Here is a 21,072-nt window from a genome sequence, read left to right as displayed (position 1 = left end):
ACTGGGTGAGCCGGGCGCCGGGCAGGACGGCCAGGGTGTTGGCCACCTCCGCCCCCTCGGGCCAGCTGGTCGAAAGGACGCCATGAGCAGCACCGACATCGACACCGACACGGATCTGATCACCAAGGCGTACCTCTACGGGTTCCCGCTGGTGTTCAACCTCGATCAGGTCACCAGGTACGTCCAGGAGGGGGTCGGCGCCAACCCGGCTGCCCCGTTCAACACGTTCAGCCATGCCCGGACGCTGGCGGGCCCCCAGGACACCTTCGTGACCATCAACAACGACACGCTGTACTCGATGGCGCAGCTCGACCTGAGCGTGGGGCCCCTCGCCCTGCACGTCCCCGATACCGGCGGCCGGTACTACGTGCTGCAGTTCGTCGACGCCTGGACCAACAACTTCGCCTACGTCGGGCACCGCGCCACGGGTACGGGCGAGGGACGGTTCCTGCTGGTTCCGCCGACATGGGACGGCGAGGCACCCGGCGGCACCACCGTCATCCGGCTTCCCACCCTCGTCGCGTCCGTCGTGGGCCGGTGGGCGGTGTCCAGCGGCGAAGACCTCGCCGAGGTCCACGCACTGCAGGACGCCACGACCCTCACGCCGCTGGACGCGACAGCGCACCCGGTGGGTCTCGCGGTACCCGACCCCTCCGCACCCGACGAGCTCGCGTTCTTCGAGAAGCTGCGGGTCTGGTCCCAGCAGCTCCCTCCGGCCGACCGCGACAAGCCGCTGCAGCAGAGCCTCGCCCCGCTCGGCCTGACGACACCGGGCCCTTCCCCTTACGCGGGTCTCCCCGCCTCCCGGGGCGCCGCCCTGACCGACGGTCTGGCGCGCGCCGAGGCCACGCTGCACGAGGCCCTGGTCTCGGGCAGCTCGCCGGAGGTCAACGGCTGGAAGCTCGTCTTCCATGCCTTCGACTACAACCTCGACTACTTCGAGGTCGGGACCATCGACGACGACCGGTACAAGATCCTCGACCCGAAGCTTCGGATCGAGGAGCGCGCAGCCGCGGCGATCGGCGGCCTGTGGGGCAACCATCCCTACGAGGCCGCGTACGTCATGACCTACGTCGACGACCAGGGAGAGCAGCTGACCGGGACCCGGACGTACACGCTGCGCCTCGACCCCATGCCGCCGGTAGACGCGTTCTGGTCGCTCACGATGTACTCGGTGCCCGACTTCTACCTCGTCGACAACCCTGTGGGTCGCTACTCCCTCGGTGACCGTACCCAGGGCGTGGTCCTCGACGACGACGGAGCGCTGACCATCACCATCAGCCACGACGAGCCCACTGACCCCAAGGCCGCGGCGAACTGGCTCCCCAGCCCGGCGGGCGACTTCCGGCCCGTCATGCGCATGTACGAACCCCACGCCGCCGTCCTGGACCAGAGCTACGTGCTGCCCCCGATCACCCGCAGGCCTGACCAGGTGTGATGCCCAGGCGGTCCATGCGGTGGCCTGCCTGCCGGTGGGCCACCGCGGCGAACGGGGCCGGGTCGAACGTGCCGAAGCGTTCGCCGAACTCTCTGGCCCGGCCCGGCCACAGGAGCGTCAGGCGGTTCGAGCGTTCGTCCACGTACCAGCTGCGGCAGCCGCCGCGCAGCCACACCGTCCCGGCGGCGCGGCGGTCCACCTCGCGGGTGTAGGCGTCCTCGGCCGCCGCGGACACCTCCAGCGGCTCGCCGGTCGCGTCCAGGTGGTCGAGCGCGCCCAGCACGTAGCCGATCTGCGCCTCGATCACCTCCAGGGCCGAGTGGTGCCCGAGCCCCGCGTTGGGGCCGTCGAGCACGAACAGGTTCGGGAACCCGTGCACCACCGTCGAGGCGTGGCTCGTCATGCCCTCCACCCAGTGCTCGGCGAGCGTTCGCCCCTCGCGTCCCGTGACGAGGTGCGCGAACGGCGGGCGCGTGGTCTCGAAACCCGTGGCCAGCACGATCACGTCCACCTCGTACCGGGCGCCGGAGGCCGCGACCAGCGTGGACCCCTCGACCGCGAGGGGTGCGCCCGGCTCCAGCGTCACGTGCGGCTGCTGGAGGGCGGGGTACCAGTCGTCGCTGAACAGCGCGCGCTTGCAGCCCACCGCGTAGTCCGGGGTGAGCAGCGCGCGCAGCGCCGGGTCCGGCACCTGGGCGCGCAGGTGCGCCCGTGCCCGCTGCTGGAGCTCGGCTTCGGCGCGCGTGCCCGCGATCCGCGCGTCGAACAGCCGCTCCGCCTCCGCGGCGAGCGCCGCCCGGTCGGGCGGCGTCTCACCGGGCGCGTACGCCCGGTCGCCGCGCGGCAGCACCCAGGGTGGGGTGCGTTGCAGCACGACGACGGACGCCGCCCGCCGGGCCACCTCCGGCACGAGCTGCACGGCGCTCGCGCCGGTGCCGACCACGGCGACGCGCAGCCCGGCGGGTACCTCGCGGTCCCAGCGGGCGGAGTGGAACACCTGGCCCGGAAAGGTGCCGAGCCCCGGGATCTCGGGCACGCGTGGCTCGCTCAGCCGGCCGACGGCGGTGGCCAGCACCCGCGCCGTCAGCGGCCCGCGGGACGTCGTCAGGCGCCAGGCGCCGGCGTCGTCGTCCCAGCGGGCCCCCATGAGGTCCGTGCCGAGCCGCAGGTGCGGGGCCAGGCCCTCGGAGCGCACGACGTCGCGGACGTACCGGTGGATCTCCGCGCCCGGCGCGAACACGCGTGACCAGGCGGGCTGCGGCAGGAAGGAGTAGGAGTACAGGGCGCTCGGGATGTCGCACGCGACGCCCGGGTAGACGTTGTCGCGCCAGGTGCCGCCCACGTCGTCGGCCCGCTCCAGGACGGTGAACCCGGTGCGCCCGGCGCGCCGCAGGCGGGCGCCGAGCCCGACGCCGGCGAGGCCCGCGCCGACGACCGCCACGTCCACGTCGGGGGCTGGGCCGTCGTGCCTGTCCGGGTACGCCGCCGTCACCCCACCTGCTCGTACGTGGTGGTGCGCTGCCGCACCGGCCGGCCGAGCTCGGCGGCCAGCCGGGTCACGTCCGTCACCGTCAGCTCGCGGCCCTGCTCCGGCCCGGCGTCCGGGTCCAGCACGCCGTCGAGCAGCACGCCGCCCAGGTCGTCCGCGCCGCCCGCGAGCACCCGCTGCGCGCCGCGCATCCCGAGCTTGGTCCACGCCGCCTGCACGTGGTCGATCCGGCCGGCCAGCATGAGTCGCGCCACGGCGTGCAGGGCGCGGCTCTCGCGCAGGGTCGCGACGCGCGCACCGGGCACGGGCACCGGCGACTCGGACGGCAGCCACGGCATCGGGATCAGCTCCGTGAACCCGCCGGTCGCGTCCTGGATCCGGGCCAGGGCGCGCAGGTGCCGCACCTGGTCGCGCGCCGACTCGACGTGGCCGTACACGATCGTCGCCGTCGAGCGCAGGCCCGCCGTGTGCGCGGCGGTGACGAGCTCGATCCAGCGCTCCGCCGGGATGTCGGTGTCGCCGGTGAGCAGGCCGCGGATCCGGTCGTCGAGGATGCGCGCGCCGGTGCCCGGCACCGTGTCGACGCCGGCCTCGCGCAGGAGCGCGAGCCAGTCGGCCGGCGGCAGGCCGGCGCGGGCGGCGCCGTCGGCCAGCTCGGCCGGGCGGAACGCGTGCAGGTGCAGCCCGGGCCCGCCCTGCTTCACCGCCCGGGCGAGGTCGAGGTAGGCCTCGGCGCCGCGCGCCGTCGGCGGGAGGCCCTGCGCGCACACCTCCGTGGCGCCCAGCGTGACCGCCTCGGCCGCGAGCTCCGTGAGCCGCTCCGGCGGCAGGCCCAGCGACGCGTCGATGTTCCGGTTCACGGCGTACGTCACGGCGGCGCCGACCCGGTCGCGCCGCACCTGGTCCGCGAGCGCGGTGAGCTCCTCGAGGTCAGCGCCGTCGGCGCCGAGCAGCTCGACCCAGGCGGCGTCGTCCGCCCCGCCCGGATCCTGCTGGACGTCGCCCAACAGCCCCGCCAACCGCCCGCCCGAACCGGCCGCACTCGACGAGACGGAGGAGGGGAACTCGCCCAGGAGGGCGTCGTGGCGGGCCAGGCCGTAGTCGTCCGCGAGGGCCAGGACCCGGTCGCGGAGCCGGTCGTCGAGCCAGTCGCCGCCCGTGCGCGCCTCGCGCAGGTAGTGCGGGTGCGCGGTGAGGCGCTCGCGGAGGGTGTACCCGCCCTCGGCGGTGAGCCGGGCCAGGTCCTCGATGTGCGGCCAGGGCCGCTCGGGGTTCACGTGATCCGGGGTGAGGGGGCTGACGCCGCCCCAGTCGTCGATGCCGGCGCGCACCAGGAGCTGCAGCTCGGCCGTGTCGGTCAGGTTCGGCGGGGCCTGCACGCGCATCCCGGGGCCGAGCAGCACGCGCGTGACGGCGACGGCGGCCGCGTACTCCTGGGTCCCCAGGTCGGCGGCGCCCATCATCGCCGTGGCCGACTTCGCGCGGAAGTTCTGCACGATCACCTCCTGCACGTGACCGTGCCGGGCGTGCGCGTCGCGCAGCGCGAGGATCGAGTCGACCCGCTCGGCGTAGTTCTCGCCGATGCCGAGCAGCACGCCGGTGGTGAACGGGACACGGGAGCGGCCGGCGTCGTCGATCACGCGCAGGCGCAGGGCGGGATCCTTGTCGGGGGAGCCGAAGTGCGCCTCGCCCTTCTCGGTCCACAGCCGCGAGGAGGTGGTCTCCAGCATCATGCCCATCGACGGGCCGACCGGCTTGAGCCGCTGCAGCTCCGCCCACGACATCACGCCGGGGTTGAGATGGGGGAGCAGCCCCGTCTCGTCGAGGATGAGCTGGGCCATGTGACCCACGTAGTCGAGCGTCGAGGCGTAACCGTGGTCGTCGAGCCACTGCCGGGCCACCGGCCAGCGGTTCTCGGGGCGGTCGCCGAGCGTGAGCAGCGCCTCCTTGCAGCCCAGCGCGGCGCCCTGCCGGGCGACCTCCAGCACCTCCTCGGCCGACATGTACGGCGAGATGCCGGCCTTGGCGAGCTTGCCGGGCGTCTGCACGAAGATGCAGTAGTGGCACCGGTCCTGGCACAGGTGCGTCAGCGGGACGAACACCTTGCGGGAGTAGGTGAGGACGCCGGGCCGGCCGGCCTCCTGCAGGCCCTGGTCGCGGAGCGCCCCTGCGACGGCGAGCAGCCGGTCCAGGTCGGCGCCGCGGGCGTGCAGCAGCACCTCGGCGTCCGCCCGCGTCTCGGGGTCCGCCCTGCCCGGCGCTCCGCCGTCGTGCTCCTCCAGCCGGTCGAGGGCCGCGGCCAGGACCGTGGGGTCCGGGGGCTGCGGCTGGTCGGCGGGTCGCGCGGGCGTGCGCAGGGTCAGGGGAACAGTCATGGGCCCACCTCGGGTGCGGGAACCGGATCGCGATGGTCCGGAGGGGACGGCCCGACACTATGTCATCCCCGTGTCACCCGAGCTCGGCGAGCGTGCCCTCCTCGGCGGTCACCAGGGAGCTGATCGTCGCGAAGAACGCGGCGATCCCCGGCCGGTTGGCGCCCTTCTGGCGGGACGCCGCGAAGTCCTCCGACGTGGCCCACTCCACGATGTCGAGCCACTCGTCGTCCGGCAGCTGCACGAGGCGCGCCCCGAGGAAACCGGTGCGGTCGTCCTCGAAGTCGGCGATCATCGCGGGCCGCGCGGCCAGCATCGCGTCGATCCTCTCGGGCAGCACCCGGAATCGGGTCAGCTCCACGGACGTGCTCATGGTCTCTCCTGGGGTGAGCGGATCATGCGTTCGGGGATCACCGTAGGGCAAGGAACGCCAATCCCGACCGTCCCGTCCCGTACTCGCGGTGTGGGAATCCCGGATATCACCCGCTCGGTCATCTTGCTAGCGTCCCTGGGACCAGCAGGCGGGCAATGCCGCCGGTCTGCTCCGGCTCCTGACCGACTGAGGTGGTCTCCCATGGTTCTCCGCCGCGCCCCGATCATCGTCGCCGTCGCCACGGCCGCGCTCCTGGCGACAGGGGCGTCCGTCGTGCCCACCCTCGCGGCCACGGCCGTGGCCACCCACGAGACGCCGACGGCGGCCCGGCCCGCCGTGGCGCCCGCCGACGCCGAGCCCGCCCCCGCACCGGAGGCCGCCACCCCCGTCGAGGCGAACGGTCAGCTCAGCGTCTGCGGCGTGCGCCTGTGCAACGAGCAGGGCAAGCAGATCCAGCTGCGCGGCATGAGCACGCACGGCACCCAGTGGTACTCGCAGTGCGTGGACGACGCGTCGCTCGACACCCTCGCGTACGACTGGAACGCCGACGTCATGCGGATCTCGACGTACGTGCAGGAGGACGGCTACGAGACCGACCCGGCCCGGTTCACCGCGCTGGTCAACCAGTACATCGACATGCTCACCGAGCGCGGCCTCTACGCCATCGTCGACTGGCACATGCTCGACCCGGGCGACCCGAACTTCAACCTCGAGCGCGCCAAGACGTTCTTCACGGCCATCGCCGAGCGCAACAACGGCAGGAACAACATCATCTACGAGGTCGCGAACGAGCCCAACGGGGTGTCGTGGCAGACCATCAAGGGCTACCACGAGCAGATCGTCCCGGTGGTCCGCGCCAAGGACCCGGACGCCGTCATCCTGCTCGGCACCCGCGCCTGGTCCTCGCTGGGGGTCTCGGACGGCGCGAGCGAGGCCGAGGTCGTGAACAACCCGGTCAACGCCTCCAACGTCATGTACACGTTCCACTTCTACGCGGCGTCGCACGACCAGGAGTACCTGGACACCCTGTCCCGCGCCGCCGACCAGATCCCGATGTTCATCACCGAGTTCGGCACCCAGGACTACGCGGGCGAGGGCGCCAACGACTTCGCCATGGCGCAGCGGTACCTCGACCTGGCGGCGCAGAAGAAGATCAGCTGGGTCAACTGGAACTTCTCCGACGACCATCGCTCCGGCGCCGTCTTCACCGAGGGGACCTGCGGGAGCGGCTCCTACGGGACCGACCGCCTCAAGGAGGCCGGCACCTGGATCCGCGACCGGATCCGCACGGCGGACGACTTCTAGGCGGCACGCGGGGCGGGGCCGGGCCTCGCCCCGCGTGCCGGACGCCGGACGCCGGACGCCGCTGCGGGTGGCAAGGCCGGCACCTCTCACCTTCGTGCCGTGCACCTCGGAGGCTTGCGAGAAGATTGTCCGATGCGCATCCTCCAGCTCCCGGCGCGGGAGATCACCCGGTTCGGCAGCGACGGCGTCGACATGGACTTCCTGCCGCAGGTGCCCGACGCCGAGCGCACCACGGTGCACGTCGCCCGGATCGTCGCGGGCGGCGTGCTGGGCGAGCATCCGGCGACGTCGCTCCAGGTCTTCGCCGTCCTGGCCGGCGAGGGCGTGGTCACGTCGAAGGGCGCCGACGGCGACGCGGACGAGCGCTGGGACATCGAACCCGGTCAGGCCGCGGTCTGGGAGCCCGGCGAGATCCACGCGACGACAGCGACCACCGATCTGCTCGCCGTGATCGTCGAGACCACGGCCGACGAGCTGCTCTTCCGCGACCACACGGTGCTGTACGGCCCGCCCGTGGACTGACCCGGAGCAGGGAGCACTACGCTCCCTCCATGGTTCTCACCGTGTCCGTCATCGGCGCCGGACCCGCCGGCCTGGCCGCCGCGGCCGCCCTGAAGGCCCGCGGCGCCGACGTCACCGTGCTCGAGAAGTCCGAGCACGTCGCCAACGCCTGGCGTCACCACTACGACCGCCTGCACCTGCACACCACGCGCGGGCTGTCGAAGCTGCCGGGCCTCGCGATCCCGCGGGAGTACGGCCGCTGGGTCGCGCGGGACGACGTCGTCCGCTACCTGGAGGCGTACGCCGTCCATCACGACCTGCGGGTCGAGCACGGCGTCGAGGTCACGCGCCTCGACCGGCCCGCCGCCGCCGCCGACGCCGCGGACCGCCGCTGGACGATCACCACCACGGACGGCACCCGCACCGCGGACGCCGCCGTCGTCGCCACGGGCTACAACCACACGCCGCACCTGCCCGACTGGCCCGGCCAGGACGGGTTCACCGGCGAGGTCGTGCACGCGAGCCGGTACCGCAACCCCGCCCCGTACGCGGGCCGGCACGTGCTGGTGGCCGGCGTGGGCAACACGGGCGCCGAGATCGCGCAGGACCTCGCCGAGCACGGCGCGGCGAGCGTGCACCTCGCCGTCCGGACGCCGCCGCACATCGTGCCCCGCAACCAGGGCCCGTGGGCCGCCCAGTACACGGGCGTCCTGGTGCGCCACCTGCCCGACCGCCTCGTCGACGCCGTCGGCGTGGCCGTCCGCAGGGCCAGCATCCCGGACCTGTCCGGCCTCGGGCTGCCGATCCCGGACGTGGGCATCGCGAGCCGCGTCGCCCAGGGCTCCGTGCCCCTGCAGGACATCGGCATCGTGGCCGCCGTCCAGGCCGGCACCGTCCGCGTCGTCCGCGCGATCGAGCGGTTCGACGGCGCCGAGGTGGTCCTGGCCGACGGCGCCCGGCTCGCCCCCGACGTCGTGCTGGCCGCGACCGGGTACCGGCGCGCGCTCGAACCCGTCGTGGGCCACCTGGGCGTGCTCGGTGACCGCGGCAAGCCCCTCGCGACCAACGGCCGCCCGGCCGCGCCCGGCCTCTACTTCACCGGCTTCACCAACCCGATCAGCGGCATGTTCCTCGAGATGGCGGCCGACGCCCGCCGGATCGCGCGGCACGCGACCCGCGGCAGGTAGGCAGATCCGACACGACGTATCGATTCGGTCGAAATGCTTGACACCTCGACCTCCGACCGGCAGCGTCCCGCGCATGAGCCGCCGAACGACCCTTGCCACCGCCGCCGCAGCTCTCGTGGCGCTGACCCTCGGCGCGTGCGCGCCGTCCGCGGACAGCCCCGAGCCGGGCGCGGCGGCAGGGGAGGGGTGCGACGGCGACGCCGTCGCGCTCGACGTCTGGTCCTGGCGGACCGAGGACGTGAAGACGTACGAGCAGATCTTCGACGTCTTCGAGCAGGCCAACCCGTGCATCACGGTGAACTTCCAGGCCCACCTCAACACCGAGTACGACCAGATCCTGCGCACCGGCCTGACCGGGTCGGACGGCCCCGACATCGCGCAGGTGCGCTCCTACGGCCTGCTCCAGCCGCTCGTCGAGGGCGGCAACCTGGAGCCGCTGGAGGACGTCGTCCCGGCGCTCGCCGACTTCGACGACGCGATCCTCGATGGCTCCCGCGGCCGTGCGGACGGCGCCGTCTACGGCGTGCCGCTGGCCAGCCAGACGATCCAGGTCTACTACAACACCGCGATCTTCGAGGAGCACGGCCTGGAGGAGCCCGAGACCTGGGACGACTTCCTCGCCCTGAACGACACGCTCCTGGAGCACGACGTGACGCCGCTCGCCGTCGGCGCGCGCGACGGCTGGTTCGTGCCGACCGTGCACGACGCCCTGACGGCCGCCCAGTACGGCGGCGCCGACTTCCAGCAGGCCCTGCGCGACGGAGCGACGGACTTCACGGACCCGGCCTACGTGGACTCGATCCAGACGCTGAAGGACCTGCAGAAGTACATGCCCGACGACGTGACGGGCGTTCCGTACACGGACGCGCAGGTCCTGTTCACCTCGGAGCAGGCCGCGATGTTCGCCGGCGGCTCGTACGAGCTCGCGTTCTTCCAGGACGCCAACCCCGACCTGGACCTCGGCGTCTTCCAGGTGCCGCCGCCGCCCGGCTCGGCCCTGGACCACCCGGTCAGCGCGGGCTACGCGGACGGGAGCTGGGGCCTGTCGGCCTCGACGCAGCACCCCGAGGAGGCCAGGACGCTGCTGAACTGGCTGGCCACGCCCGAGTTCGGGCAGCTCGTGGCCGACGAGCTCAAGCAGTTCTCGCCCATCCCCGGCGTCGAGTTCTCCGACCCGCTGCAGCAGGAGATGTGGGACCTGTACCAGGAGAACCCCGCACCGTACCTGCTGCTCGTGGACTACCGCTACGGCGACCCCGTCGGCACCGACCTGATGGGTGAGGCGGGGCAGAAGCTCTTTCTCGGCGACACCGACGCCGAGGGTGCCGCCGACGTGATCCAGGACGGCCTGTCGGCCTGGTGGACGCCGGGCGAGTGAGCCGCCGCCGTCGAGCCGCGGCACTGCCCACGCCGGTCGCACTGCTCTTCATCCTGCCCGCCGCGGCGCTGTTCGTGGTCTTCGTGCTCTACCCGATGGCCACGGCGCTGACCTACTCCCTGTTCTCCTGGCGCGGCACCGCGCAGGACGCGTTCGTGGGCCTGGACAACTTCGTCGCGCTGTTCACCACCGAGCCCTACCGCAGCCAGCTCCCGCGGGCGTTCGGGCACAACGCGCTCCTGTTCGCCGGGGCCATGGTGGTGCAGAACTCGCTGGGTCTCCTGCTGGCGTACGTGCTGCACCGGCGGGGGCGGCTCCGGCGGCTGTTCCAGGTGCTGTACACGATGCCGTACCTCGTCTCGCCGCTGGTGGTCGGCTACCTGTGGTCCCTGCTGCTCTCGCCGCTGTTCGGCCCGGTCAACGCCGCCCTGCGCGCCGTCGGCCTCGACGCGGTGGCCCAGCCCTGGCTCGGCGACCCCGACACCGCCCTCTGGGTCGTCGTCCTGGTCACCGCCTGGCAATGGGTCGGCTTCCCGCTCCTGGTCTACGGCGCCGCCCTCGGCGCGCTCGACCCGACGCTGGAGGAGGCCGCCATGCTCGACGGCGCCAGCTCCCGCCAGCGCTTCTGGCACGTGACACTGCCCCTGCTGACGCCGGTGATCGGCACCGTGAGCGTGCTGACCTTCATCTTCTCCATGGAGGCGTTCCCGATCCCGTACGCACTGGGCGGGTCCAGCGGCAGCCCGGCCGGCGCCACCGACGTCATGTCGCTCCTCTTCTACCGCACCGCGTTCCACTCGGGGGCGTCCAACGCCATCGGCATCTCGTCGGCGATCGCGATCGTGCTGTTCGTCGTGATCGTCGGGGTCTCGGTGGCGTTCACGCGCTGGTTCCGCCGCGTCGAACGGCGGCTGACGTGAGGCGGGCCGCGGTCGGCACGCTGCTGTGGGGCTACGCCGCCGTCGCGCTGCTGCCCCTGCTGATCATGGTGTGGAACTCGTTCCGGACCGACCAGGAGCTCGTGGTCGAGCCCCTCGGCCTGCCGCACAGCCCGTCGCTGGACGCATACCGCGAGGCGTGGGTCGAGGCGTCGTTCTCCACCTACTTCGTCAACTCGGTGCTGGTCACCACGGTCTCCGTGGTGCTGTCGACGGCGGTCTCGCTGCTGGCCGCGTACGCGCTGGCGCGGTCGCGCTCGCGCCTGATGGCCGTGATCGAGCAGGTCTTCGTCTCGGGCCTGATGATGCCCGTGTTCCTCATGATCGTGCCGATCTTCTACCTCCTGGACACGATCGGGCTCGCGTCGACCCGGACCGGGCTGATCCTGGTCTACTCGGCGGTCTCGATCCCGTTCTCGGTGTTCGTCCTGGCCACGTTCCTGCGCCAGCTCCCGGACGAGCTGGAGGACGCCGCCCGGATCGACGGCGCCGGCCCGCTGCGCACGTTCTGGTCGGTGCTGCTGCCGCTCGTGCGGCCCGCGGTCGCCACCGTGGTGGTCTTCCGCTTCGTGCCCATCTGGAACGACTTCTTCTACCCGCTGATCCTCGTGCGCGACCGGACGCAGTACACGCTGCCCGTGGGCCTGACCACCTTCTTCGGGGAGTACCAGACGTCGTGGTCCACCCTGTTCGCCGGCCTGGTCATCGCGACGCTGCCGCTGGTGGTGCTGTTCCTCGTCGCGACGCGGCAGATCGTGGCGGGTCTCACCGCCGGGATGGGCCGGTGACCGGGGGCCCCGCCGGGCTGTGCCGCACGACACCCGACTGCATTCGGCACCCGTGGACTCCAGGCGTACTATTGATGGGTTGCCCGTGCGCCTGTCGCACACGGCTGTCAGCGAGCAGCTGCAACTGAGCAGAGCATCCCCGCGCCACCCGGGACGCAGTACGCCGGCGTGCGCGCACCCCCGACATTCTGGAGACCATCGAAGTGAAGAGCGCCGTCGAGACCTTGGAGCCCACCAAGGTCAAGCTGACCGTCGAGGTGGACTACGACGAGCTCAAGCCGAGCATCGATCACGCCTACGAGCACATCGCAGAGCAGGTGAACGTCCCCGGCTTCCGCAAGGGCAAGGTCCCCCCGCGCATCATCGAGCAGCGGGTCGGTTGGGGTGCCGTGATCGAGCACGCCGTGAACGACGGGCTCTCCGGTTTCTACCGTGACGCGCTCGGCGAGACCGACCTGCGCCCGCTCGCCCAGCCCGAGGTCGACGTGACCGAGGTCCCGGCCAAGGCCGGCGAGGGCCAGCTGAAGTTCACGGCCGAGGTCGAGGTGCGCCCCGAGATCGAGCTCCCGGAGCTCTCCGACGTCGAGCTGACCGTCGACTCCACCGAGGTGACGGACGAGGACGTCACCGAGCGCCTGGACGCCCTGCGTGAGCGTTTCGGCACCCTGGTGGGCGTGGACCGTCCGGCCGTCGAGGGCGACTACATCGTCATCGACCTGAAGGCCGTCATCGGTGACGAGGAGGTCGACTCCGTGTCGGGCGTCTCGTACCAGATCGGCTCGGGCAACATGCTCGAGGGGCTCGACGAGGCCCTGACCGGCCTGTCCGCGGCCGAGACCACCACCTTCAAGGCGCCGCTCGCCGGTGGCGACCACGAGGGCCAGGACGCCGACGTGACCGTCACCGCGACGTCGGTCAAGCAGCGCGACCTGCCCGAGGTGGACGACGACTTCGCCCAGCTCGCCTCGGAGTTCGACACGCTGGAGGAGCTGACGGCGGACCTGCGGACGCAGGTCGCCGGCATCAAGACCTCCAACCAGGCCGTCACCGCGCGTGACGCCCTCATGGAGAAGCTCCTGGAGACCGTCGAGGTCCCCGTGCCGTCCGGCGTGGTCGAGGCCGAGGTGCACCGTCACCTCGAGTCCGAGAGCCGCCTGGAGGACGACGAGCACCGCGCCGAGGTCACCGAGGACGCGACCAAGGCGATCAAGAACCAGATCCTGCTCGACACCCTCGCCGAGAAGCTCAAGGTGCAGGTGAGCCAGGGCGAGCTCGTCGAGTACCTGGTGAGCGCCTCGCAGCAGTACGGCATGGAGCCGAGCGAGTTCATCAAGACCCTCGAGCAGGGCGGTCAGATCCCCGCCATGGTCGGCGAGGTCGCGCGCTCGAAGGCCCTCGCGGTCGCCCTGCGCCAGATCGAGGTCAAGGACTCCGACGGCAACGTCGTGGACCTGAGCGAGTTCATCGGCTCGGACGAGGCCGACGAGGCGCAGGCCGCCCTGAGCGACGCCGTGGCGCAGGCCCAGGAGGCCGCCGACGCCGAGGCGCCCGAGGCCACCGAGCCCGAGTCGTCGGAGCCCGCGAAGGCCTGACACACCCCCGGCACACCAGGGCCGGAGCAGGTCGTCCGACGGCGGTCCGCACCCTTCGCGCGAGGGTGCGGACCGCCGTCCGCGTTCCCCTCGGCTTCGCCGTGGGCAGCACCGGTGCGCTGTAGGCGAAACGGCCGTCGAATCGGAAGTTCTGGCGGCATGAGGCACGTTAGGGTCGAGCGACACGACGTCTTAGGACGTGGTCCACAGACGAGAGTCAGAACCGAGGAGATGGACGTGAACGATCTGCTGCGGATGGATGCTGGGCCGGTAGCGCGGACGGAGGGTGCTGGCTTCGGGCTCAACGACTCCATCTACAACCGGCTGCTCAAGGAGCGCATCATCTGGCTGGGGTCGGAGGTGCGCGACGAGAACGCGAACGCGATCAGCGCGCAGATGATGCTTCTCGCGGCCGAGGACCCCGACAAGGACATCTGGCTGTACATCAACTCGCCCGGCGGCTCCATCACGGCCGGTATGGCGATCTACGACACCATGCAGTTCATCAAGCCGGACGTGGCGACGGTCGCGATGGGTATGGCCGCCTCCATGGGGCAGTTCCTGCTGTCCTCCGGCACCAAGGGCAAGCGGTACATCACGCCGCACGCCCGCGTGCTGATGCACCAGCCGTCCGGCGGCATCGGTGGTACGGCCACCGACGTGCGGATCGGGGCGCAGCTCATCATGCACATGAAGAAGGTGCTCGCCGAGCTGACTGCCGAGCAGACCGGTCAGTCGCTCGAGACGATCATCAAGGACAACGACCGCGACAACTGGTTCACGGCCTCCGAGGCACTGGAGTACGGCTTCGTCGACCACGTCGTCGAGACCGCTGCGCTGGCCGGCGGCGGCGGCATGAACAGCTGACCGCCCGGAAACGCATCAAGAGCTTTCTCAAGAGGAGATGACCGTGAGTCCTGAAGCCCAGTTCGTCGCAGCCGCGGAGCGCCTTGCCGGCGCCCGTTCGGGTGCACGGATGCCATTTGCCACCGCCGGCGCCATGCCGTCCGCACGCTACGTGCTCCCGCAGTTCGAGGAGCGCACCGCGTACGGCTTCAAGCGCCAGGACCCGTACACCAAGCTGTTCGAGGACCGCATCATCTTCCTGGGCGTCCAGGTCGACGACGCGTCCGCGGACGACGTCATGGCCCAGCTCCTGGTCCTGGAGACCCAGGACCCGGACCGCGACGTGATGATGTACATCAACTCGCCGGGTGGTTCGTTCACGGCCATGACGGCGCTGTACGACACCATGCAGTTCATCAAGCCGCAGATCCAGACCGTGTGCCTGGGCCAGGCGGCGTCGGCTGCGGCCGTCCTGCTGGCCGCCGGCCAGCCGGGCAAGCGGCTCGCGCTGCCGAACTCCCGCGTGCTGATCCACCAGCCCGCGATGGAGGGTGGCGGCTACGCGCAGGCCTCGGACATCGAGATCCACGCGAACGAGCTGATCCGCATGCGCGAGTGGCTCGAGCTGACGCTCGCGACGCACAGCGGCAAGACGCAGGAACAGGTGCGTGACGACATCGAGCGCGACAAGATCCTCACCGCCGCCCAGGCCAAGGAGTACGGCCTGGTCGACGAGGTGCTCGAGTCGCGCAAGCCCGTCGCGGTCGTGACGAACTGACCGCTCCGGTCGGGTCCGTCGAGACCGCAGGCGTCCGACGCCGGGGCCGTGCCACCAATACCGGTGGACGATCCGCCCCGGCGTCGGGCATTGTGGGACACGCCGCGCAGAATCTGACAAAATTGTCATGATCTGGTGAAAATCGGTCAGGCGACCCGCCGGGCCGCCGGGCTGACAACAGGCCACCGGTGGTGTGGAATGGATCTGAGACCGCTCGACGTCGCGGATCTGCTGGGCCAGCCGGCCCGTGCAGGACTCCGCGAGGGTGCACAAGGCGAGGAGACAGGTAGTGGCGCGAATCGGTGACGGCGCGGAACTGCTGAAGTGCAACTTCTGTGGCAAGTCGCAGAAGCAGGTGAAGAAGCTGATCGCCGGACCCGGCGTCTACATCTGCGACGAGTGCATCGAGCTGTGCAACGAGATCATCGAGGAAGAACTCGGTGAGGCTGCGGAGCTCGGCCTGACAGAGTTGCCCAAGCCCCGCGAGATCTTCGACTTCCTCGAGCAGTACATCATCGGCCAGGACCCCGCCAAGCGCGCCCTGGCCGTTGCCGTCTACAACCACTACAAGCGGATCCAGGCCGGCGAGGCGGGGCGCTCCATCAACCCCGACGACCAGGACCCGGTCGAGATCGCCAAGTCGAACATCCTGCTCATCGGCCCCACCGGCACCGGCAAGACCTATCTGGCGCAGACGCTCGCCAAGATGCTGAACGTCCCGTTCGCCATCGCCGACGCCACCGCGCTGACCGAGGCCGGCTACGTGGGCGAGGACGTCGAGAACATCCTGCTCAAGCTCATCCAGGCGGCGGACTACGACGTCAAGAAGGCCGAGACGGGCATCATCTACATCGACGAGGTCGACAAGGTGGCCCGCAAGGCCGAGAACCCGTCGATCACCCGCGACGTCTCCGGTGAGGGCGTGCAACAGGCGCTCCTGAAGATCATCGAGGGCACCACGGCGTCCGTGCCCCCGCAGGGCGGGCGCAAGCACCCGCACCAGGAGTTCATCCAGATCGACACGACGAACGTGCTGTTCATCGTGGCCGGCGCCTTCGCGGGGCTGGACGACATCGTCGCCGCCCGCTCCCGCAAGCGCGGCATCGGGTTCAGCGCCCCCATGGAGTCCATCGCCCGGGACGAGGACCTCTTCGCCGAGGTGCGGCCCGAGGACCTGCAGAAGTACGGCCTGATCCCCGAGTTCATCGGCCGCCTGCCCGTCATCGCCTCCGTCTCGTCGCTCGACCGCGAAGCCCTGGTGCGGATCCTGACGGAGCCCAAGAACGCGCTCGTGAAGCAGTACAAGCGCATGTTCGAGATCGACGGCGTGGAGCTCGAGTTCGACGAGCCGGCCGTCGAGGCCATCGCCGAGCAGGCGCTGCTCCGCGGCACCGGGGCGCGCGGCCTGCGGGCGATCCTCGAGGAGGTGCTCCAGCAGGTCATGTTCGACGTGCCGAGCCGTGACGACGTCGAGCGTGTGGTCATCACCCGGTCCGTGGTGCTGGACAACGTGAACCCGACCGTGGTGCCCCGCAAGAGCCCCGTGCGCGGCCGTCAGCCGCGCGAGAAGAGCGCGTAGCACCGCAGAACAGACGAGAGCGGGGCCGGAGCGCTGATCAAGCGCTCCGGCCCCGTTCTCTGTCTGCTTGCGGTCCTGCCGCAGCGGCTGCGGTCAGTGCGTGCGGGCCGCCTGCGAGCTCGCGACCGGGGCGCCGTACAGGGCGTCGACGGTGTCCGCGAAGTCGGCGAGCACCTTGGCTCGCTTCACCTTGATGGACGGCGTGAGGTATCCGTTGGCCTCGGTGAAGTCGAGGTCGAGCACCGTGATCTTGCGGATCGACTCGGCCTTGGAGACCGCCTCGTTCGCCTGCGCGACCACCTTGTCCAGCTCGGCCAGCACCTTCGGGTGCACGCGCGCGTCGGCCACCGAGAGCTTGGGCAGGCCGTTCGCGGCGCACCAGCCGGGCAGCATCTCGGCGTCGAGCGTGACGAGGGCGCCGATGAACGGGCGCTGGTCACCGACCACCACGACCTGGCTCACGATCGGGTGCGCCCGCATCCGGTCCTCGAGCACGGCCGGGGCGACGTTCTTGCCGCCGGCGGTCACGATGATCTCCTTCTTGCGCCCCGTGATGTGCAGGTGGCCGTGCTCGTCGAGCCGGCCGAGGTCCCCGGTCCGGAACCACCCGTCGACGAGGGCCTCGGCCGTCAGCTCCGGCTGGTTGCGGTAGCCGCGGAAGATGTGCGGCCCGCTCAGCAGCACCTCGCCGTCGTCGGCGATGCGGATGCCCGTGCCGAAGAAGGCCGGGCCCACCGAGCCCATGACGATCTTGCCGGGCAGGTTCACCGCCGTGGGGGCGGTGGTCTCCGTGAGGCCGTAGCCCTCCAGAATGGTGACGCACGCGCCCCGGAAGAAGTGGCCCAGGCGCTCGCCCAGCGGCGCGCCGCCCGAGACGGCCCAGCTGAGCTGCCCGCCCATGGTGGCCTTGAGCTTGCTGAACACCAGCCGGTCGGCGATCGCGTGCTTGACCTTGAGCGCGCCGCCCGGGCCCTCAGGCAGGTCCAGGGCCCGCGAGTAGTCCTCGGCGACGCGTGCGGACCAGGCGAAGATCTTCGCCTTGAGGCCGGAGGACGCCTTCTGCTCGGCGCTGTTGTAGACCTTCTCGAACACGCGCGGCACGGCCAGGAGGTACGTCGGGCGGAACGAGCCCAGGTCGGCCACCAGGTTCTTGATGTCCGGGGCGTGGCCCAGCACGGCCTGGCCGGCGATGGTCGCGACCTCGACGAAGCGCGCGAACACGTGCGCCAGCGGCAGGAACAGGAGCGTGCGCGCGTTCTCGGCGCCGAGCAGCTCGGGGATGCCGGCGGCGGCGTTCAGGGTCAGGTGCGCGAAGTTGCCGTGCGTGAGCTCGACGCCCTTGGGGCGGCCCGTCGACCCGGACGTGTAGATGATGGTCGCCAGGTCGTCGCGCCGCACGGCGTCGCGCCGCTCGGCCACGATGCCGGCGGAGAGGTTGGTGCCGGCCTTGCGCAGGTCGAGCACGGCGTCCTCGTCGATCAGCAGGATGTCCTCGAGCCCGGGCAGGCTGGGCCGTACCTGCTTGACGGTCTCCGCGTGCGCGCTTGACTCGACCACGACGAGGCGCACGTCGGCGTCGGACAGGATCCACTGGACCTGCTCGGCCGACGAGGTCTCGTAGACCGGCACGGCGACGGCGCCGGCGGCCCAGATGGCGAAGTCGAGCAGCGTCCACTCGTACCGGGTGCGGGACATGATCGCGACGCGGTCGCCGGCCTTGATGCCGCGCGCCACCAGGCCGCGGGCGACGGCGAGCACCTCGTCCTCGAACTGGCTCGCCGACACCTTGATCCACGGGCCGTCTGGTGCGTCACGCCGCTCGATCAGCGCCTCGTCTCCGGAGCGGGCCACACGGTCCGCGAGGATCGTGTTGATGCTGGTGCCCTCTGGCACCTCCACCAACGCCGGCGACGTGGCAAGTGTCATGTGCTGCTCTCCGTTGAAGTCTTGAAGAGGTGAAGCCCCAGTACCGGGCCTTCACCAAGTTGCGGCCTGCTCGGCAGACTGTAGCGGATCCCCGTCTCAGGTCGGAACAGTCTTTCGCCCGCGACGGCCATGGGCGGTTAGCCTCTTCTTGTGTCTGACAACGAACCGACCAGCGCTCCGGTGCCGTCCGAGATCATCCGCCTCCGCGGGAGCATCGACAACATCGACGCGGCGCTGGTCTACCTCCTGGCCGAGCGGTTCCGGGTGACGCGCCGGGTCGGGGAGCTCAAGGCGGTCGGCGGGCTGCCCCCGGCGGACCCGGCCCGCGAGCAGGAGCAGATCGCCCGGCTCACGAGCATCGCCGAGGAGTCCGGCCTGGACCCCGAGTTCGCCGAGCAGTTCCGCCAGTTCATCGTCAGCGAGGTGATCCGCCACCACGAGCTGATCGCCGCGCAGCACAAGGGTGACAACCTGCCCGAGGTCGACACCTACGCTTGAAGGTGACCTGCACCTGACGCATTCTTGCCCTCTCCGGGAGCTTGGCGTGCATCGGGTCCGAATATCTCCTGTACAGGTCACAGAAATTTCCCCCACAGGGGTGGCGTGTGCCCGGGATCCGTCGTTTCCTGGAGTCAACGCCGGGGCGGGGTCATGCGGTAGGGCATCGCCTCGACCTCGGCGGGTGATGCGGAGGTGTGTATGAAGATCGATTGGCTCAAACCCCTCCTCGGCCACCCGGGACCGTTCGCCACCCTGTGCCTGGACGCTACGCCGTCCGAGCACGCCGCCGACCGCGACGTCGGCGGGCGCTGGAACGCAGTGCGCAGGGACCTGGCGCAGCAGAAGGCCCCGGATGCCGTGCTGGACGCGATCGAAGAGGTGGTGCTGCGACCCACGAGGGTCCCGGGACCGCACGGCCGGGTCGTCATCGCCGACGAGACGGGCGTGCTGGTGGACCGCGTGGTGAACAACCCGCCGACCGCGAGCTCCGGCTCCTGGGAGGCCGTGCCGGCCCTGTTGCAGGCAGCGCTCGCCGCCGACGAGTCGGTGGAGGTGCTCAAGGTGACGGTGGACCGGGCGGGCGCGGACTTTCTCCGCGCGGGGCCGGACGCCAAGGTGCACAGCACCTTCCAGGCGCCGCACGACGAGATCGAGAAGACCAGCTCCTCGGGGATCAAACGCGCGCGGATCGAGTCCCGTGCCGAGGACTCCTGGGAGCGCAACGCCGCCGCCGTAGCGGCCGAGATCGAACGGCACGTGGGGGAGTCCGACCCGGAGCTGGTGCTGCTCACCGGGGACAAGCGCGCGGTGTCGCTCACCCGGGCCGCGCTGACGGCGCCGACCGCGGAGAAGCTCGTCGAGGTGACCGGTGGCGGACGCGGCGGCGGGGTGCACGAGGGTGCCTTCGCCGAACGGGTCTCCGACGCTCTCGACTCCTACCGGGAGCGACGGCGCGAGCGTGTGTTGGCGGAGCTTCGGCAGGAGCTCGGCCGAGAGTCGAACGCCGTGACCTCGGTGGACGACGTCGTCGCCGTGCTCTCGCGCGGGCAGGTCAAGGAGCTCGTGCTGGCCGAGGAGTACGGGACGGGTCCCGGGCGCATGAACGGGCGCAAGCTGTGGATCGGCCCCGACCCGATGCACATCGCGGCCGACCGGTCGGACCTGGAGGCGATGGGGGTGACGGAGCGGCTGGAGGAGTTGCCTGCCACGGTCGCGCTCGTGCGCGCGGCGGTCGGCCAGGACGCCGGCCTCACGTTCGCGCCCGAGGGCTCGGTGGAGCTGATGGACGGTGTCGGCGCGACCCTGCGCTGGCGGGACGACGGGACGCCCACGGAGGTGCTCGCGAGCATGTCCGGCGACGACCGTCGGCTGCACTGACCTCCCACGTGAATTCGATGTGAATTCTCGGGCGGTTGATCGGACAAAAGGCGCTCAGAACGGGCGCCAGACTGGATGGAATTTCCGATTTACCGCGTATGAGAAATTGTTGCGCCGGAATGTGTCCGTTTTGCCCATACACACGGAAACGCATTATCGGTACGGTCTCGGGCCATGGGGATGATTCATTGTGAGTACGCGCGGCTTGCCGCCGACGACTTCGACAAGGCACGTACAGACCTGACCTGGGCGCTGGAGCACATCGACGAGCTCGCGGGCGAGTGGACGCAGGTAGACCTTCCGGCACAGGAGGCGAGGTACTTCAGCATCGGCACCGTGTGGGGTCCGCTCCACACGGTGCTCCGGGTGCACGGCGGCATGCCGGTGGATCCGGTGCACGGCGGCGCTGAGCTTGCGTCGACGGGCGGGATCACGCCTGCGCGCTACCTCGGCCCGGAGGACGTGGAGAAGGCCGCCGCGTTCCTGGTGGGCACGTCGTTCGACGCCCTGGCGCCGCTCGCCGTCGCTGATCACGTGTGCGACGAGGACGTCTGCCCGGACCCGGGTGAGCACGCCGCGGAGACCGACCCGGAGGCACTGGCGGTGGCCTACGCCGAGCTCGCCGCTTTCTACGGTGCGGCGGCCGAGGCCGGCGACGCGGTGGTGCTGATGCTCAACTGACGGTGCCGACGCAGAACTGTGGC

The 21,072-nt window shown here is 71.0% G+C and carries 18 protein-coding genes; 14 read left to right on the top strand and 4 right to left on the bottom strand.

Annotated elements, in window-relative coordinates; all coding sequences use genetic code 11:
• The first annotated feature begins 82 nt into the window (after positions 1 to 82).
• Positions 83 to 1,438: a DUF1254 domain-containing protein gene (locus ACIPN7_RS07770; RefSeq protein ID WP_400539735.1), complete on the top strand. Its 1,356-nt coding sequence runs from the start codon at positions 83 to 85 to the stop codon at positions 1,436 to 1,438.
• On the opposite strand, the gene ACIPN7_RS07765 is transcribed toward ACIPN7_RS07770, so the two are convergent.
• The 3 genes from ACIPN7_RS07765 to ACIPN7_RS07755 form a co-directional block, all read right to left on the bottom strand.
• Positions 1,413 to 2,930 carry a flavin-containing monooxygenase gene (locus tag ACIPN7_RS07765; RefSeq protein ID WP_400539733.1) on the bottom strand — a complete coding sequence of 506 codons (1,518 nt, stop codon included), beginning with the start codon at positions 2,928 to 2,930 and terminating at the stop codon, positions 1,413 to 1,415. The two genes, ACIPN7_RS07770 and ACIPN7_RS07765, sit on opposite strands and share 26 nt — an antisense overlap.
• Positions 2,927 to 5,302, bottom strand: a complete 2,376-nt coding sequence (cofG, locus tag ACIPN7_RS07760) for a 7,8-didemethyl-8-hydroxy-5-deazariboflavin synthase CofG (protein WP_400539731.1) — start codon at positions 5,300 to 5,302, stop codon at positions 2,927 to 2,929. Before cofG ends, ACIPN7_RS07765 begins: the two co-directional genes overlap by 4 nt.
• 73 nt (positions 5,303 to 5,375) lie before the next feature.
• On the bottom strand, positions 5,376 to 5,672 hold the full coding sequence (locus tag ACIPN7_RS07755; protein ID WP_400539729.1) for a hypothetical protein: 297 nt from the start codon (positions 5,670 to 5,672) through the stop codon (positions 5,376 to 5,378).
• 201 nt (positions 5,673 to 5,873) lie between these two features.
• Between ACIPN7_RS07755 and ACIPN7_RS07750 the strand changes: the two genes are divergently transcribed.
• From ACIPN7_RS07750 to clpX, 10 genes are all read left to right on the top strand, one after another.
• Positions 5,874 to 6,977 carry a glycoside hydrolase family 5 protein gene (locus ACIPN7_RS07750; protein ID WP_400539727.1) on the top strand — a complete coding sequence of 368 codons (1,104 nt, stop codon included), beginning with the start codon at positions 5,874 to 5,876 and terminating at the stop codon, positions 6,975 to 6,977.
• Between the two features lie 132 nt (positions 6,978 to 7,109).
• Positions 7,110 to 7,499, top strand: coding sequence for a cupin domain-containing protein (locus ACIPN7_RS07745; RefSeq protein ID WP_400539725.1), 390 nt, complete (start codon positions 7,110 to 7,112; stop codon positions 7,497 to 7,499).
• Between the two features lie 29 nt (positions 7,500 to 7,528).
• Complete coding sequence (locus tag ACIPN7_RS07740) at positions 7,529 to 8,665, top strand: flavin-containing monooxygenase (protein ID WP_400539723.1); 1,137 nt, start codon at positions 7,529 to 7,531, stop codon at positions 8,663 to 8,665.
• A gap of 73 nt (positions 8,666 to 8,738) precedes the next feature.
• Positions 8,739 to 10,043 (top strand): ABC transporter substrate-binding protein, encoded by a 1,305-nt coding sequence (locus ACIPN7_RS07735; RefSeq protein ID WP_400539721.1) that lies wholly within the window; start codon positions 8,739 to 8,741, stop codon positions 10,041 to 10,043.
• Positions 10,040 to 10,963 (top strand): carbohydrate ABC transporter permease, encoded by a 924-nt coding sequence (locus ACIPN7_RS07730; RefSeq protein ID WP_400539719.1) that lies wholly within the window; start codon positions 10,040 to 10,042, stop codon positions 10,961 to 10,963. Before ACIPN7_RS07735 ends, ACIPN7_RS07730 begins: the two co-directional genes overlap by 4 nt.
• Positions 10,960 to 11,769 carry a carbohydrate ABC transporter permease gene (locus tag ACIPN7_RS07725; protein ID WP_400539717.1) on the top strand — a complete coding sequence of 270 codons (810 nt, stop codon included), beginning with the start codon at positions 10,960 to 10,962 and terminating at the stop codon, positions 11,767 to 11,769. Before ACIPN7_RS07730 ends, ACIPN7_RS07725 begins: the two co-directional genes overlap by 4 nt.
• A gap of 203 nt (positions 11,770 to 11,972) precedes the next feature.
• Positions 11,973 to 13,361, top strand: coding sequence for a trigger factor (tig, locus tag ACIPN7_RS07720; protein ID WP_400539715.1), 1,389 nt, complete (start codon positions 11,973 to 11,975; stop codon positions 13,359 to 13,361).
• A gap of 231 nt (positions 13,362 to 13,592) precedes the next feature.
• Complete coding sequence (locus ACIPN7_RS07715) at positions 13,593 to 14,228, top strand: ATP-dependent Clp protease proteolytic subunit (protein ID WP_400539713.1); 636 nt, start codon at positions 13,593 to 13,595, stop codon at positions 14,226 to 14,228.
• 43 nt (positions 14,229 to 14,271) lie between these two features.
• Positions 14,272 to 14,985 carry an ATP-dependent Clp protease proteolytic subunit gene (locus tag ACIPN7_RS07710; protein WP_285105261.1) on the top strand — a complete coding sequence of 238 codons (714 nt, stop codon included), beginning with the start codon at positions 14,272 to 14,274 and terminating at the stop codon, positions 14,983 to 14,985.
• Between the two features lie 289 nt (positions 14,986 to 15,274).
• On the top strand, positions 15,275 to 16,564 hold the full coding sequence (gene clpX / locus ACIPN7_RS07705) for an ATP-dependent Clp protease ATP-binding subunit ClpX (protein WP_400539711.1): 1,290 nt from the start codon (positions 15,275 to 15,277) through the stop codon (positions 16,562 to 16,564).
• A gap of 93 nt (positions 16,565 to 16,657) precedes the next feature.
• On the opposite strand, the gene ACIPN7_RS07700 is transcribed toward clpX, so the two are convergent.
• Positions 16,658 to 18,490, bottom strand: a complete 1,833-nt coding sequence (locus tag ACIPN7_RS07700) for an AMP-dependent synthetase/ligase (protein ID WP_400539710.1) — start codon at positions 18,488 to 18,490, stop codon at positions 16,658 to 16,660.
• Positions 18,491 to 18,640: 150 nt separating this feature from the next.
• Here ACIPN7_RS07700 and ACIPN7_RS07695 point away from each other — a divergent pair, with 150 nt between their 5' ends.
• The 3 genes from ACIPN7_RS07695 to ACIPN7_RS07685 all read left to right on the top strand — a co-directional run bounded on the left by ACIPN7_RS07695 (position 18,641) and on the right by ACIPN7_RS07685 (position 21,049).
• Entirely contained in the window at positions 18,641 to 18,988 is a 348-nt protein-coding gene (locus tag ACIPN7_RS07695) for a chorismate mutase (RefSeq protein ID WP_285105256.1), read from the top strand.
• A gap of 201 nt (positions 18,989 to 19,189) precedes the next feature.
• Entirely contained in the window at positions 19,190 to 20,368 is a 1,179-nt protein-coding gene (locus ACIPN7_RS07690; RefSeq protein ID WP_400539707.1) for a Vms1/Ankzf1 family peptidyl-tRNA hydrolase, read from the top strand.
• 174 nt (positions 20,369 to 20,542) lie between these two features.
• On the top strand, positions 20,543 to 21,049 hold the full coding sequence (locus ACIPN7_RS07685; protein WP_400539704.1) for a DUF1877 family protein: 507 nt from the start codon (positions 20,543 to 20,545) through the stop codon (positions 21,047 to 21,049).
• Positions 21,050 to 21,072 lie beyond the last annotated feature (23 nt).

This window comes from Promicromonospora sp. NPDC090134, from assembly GCF_044746965.1.
Classification (GTDB): Bacteria; Actinomycetota; Actinomycetes; order Actinomycetales; family Cellulomonadaceae; genus Promicromonospora.
The sequence above is the reverse complement of the archived record's forward strand: the minus strand, read 5'-3'. Positions and strand labels throughout refer to the sequence as shown.

Coding starts and splice junctions, on each gene's coding strand:
- ACIPN7_RS07685 (WP_400539704.1), top strand. CDS start 20,543: ATGGGGATGATTCATTGTGAGTACGCGCGGCTTGCCGCCGACGACTTC.
- ACIPN7_RS07750 (WP_400539727.1), top strand. CDS start 5,874: ATGGTTCTCCGCCGCGCCCCGATCATCGTCGCCGTCGCCACGGCCGCG.
- ACIPN7_RS07700 (WP_400539710.1), bottom strand. CDS start 18,490: ATGACACTTGCCACGTCGCCGGCGTTGGTGGAGGTGCCAGAGGGCACC.
- ACIPN7_RS07745 (WP_400539725.1), top strand. CDS start 7,110: ATGCGCATCCTCCAGCTCCCGGCGCGGGAGATCACCCGGTTCGGCAGC.
- ACIPN7_RS07715 (WP_400539713.1), top strand. CDS start 13,593: ATGGACGTGAACGATCTGCTGCGGATGGATGCTGGGCCGGTAGCGCGG.
- ACIPN7_RS07740 (WP_400539723.1), top strand. CDS start 7,529: ATGGTTCTCACCGTGTCCGTCATCGGCGCCGGACCCGCCGGCCTGGCC.
- ACIPN7_RS07770 (WP_400539735.1), top strand. CDS start 83: ATGAGCAGCACCGACATCGACACCGACACGGATCTGATCACCAAGGCG.
- ACIPN7_RS07690 (WP_400539707.1), top strand. CDS start 19,190: ATGAAGATCGATTGGCTCAAACCCCTCCTCGGCCACCCGGGACCGTTC.
- cofG (WP_400539731.1), bottom strand. CDS start 5,302: ATGACTGTTCCCCTGACCCTGCGCACGCCCGCGCGACCCGCCGACCAG.
- ACIPN7_RS07735 (WP_400539721.1), top strand. CDS start 8,739: ATGAGCCGCCGAACGACCCTTGCCACCGCCGCCGCAGCTCTCGTGGCG.
- ACIPN7_RS07755 (WP_400539729.1), bottom strand. CDS start 5,672: ATGAGCACGTCCGTGGAGCTGACCCGATTCCGGGTGCTGCCCGAGAGG.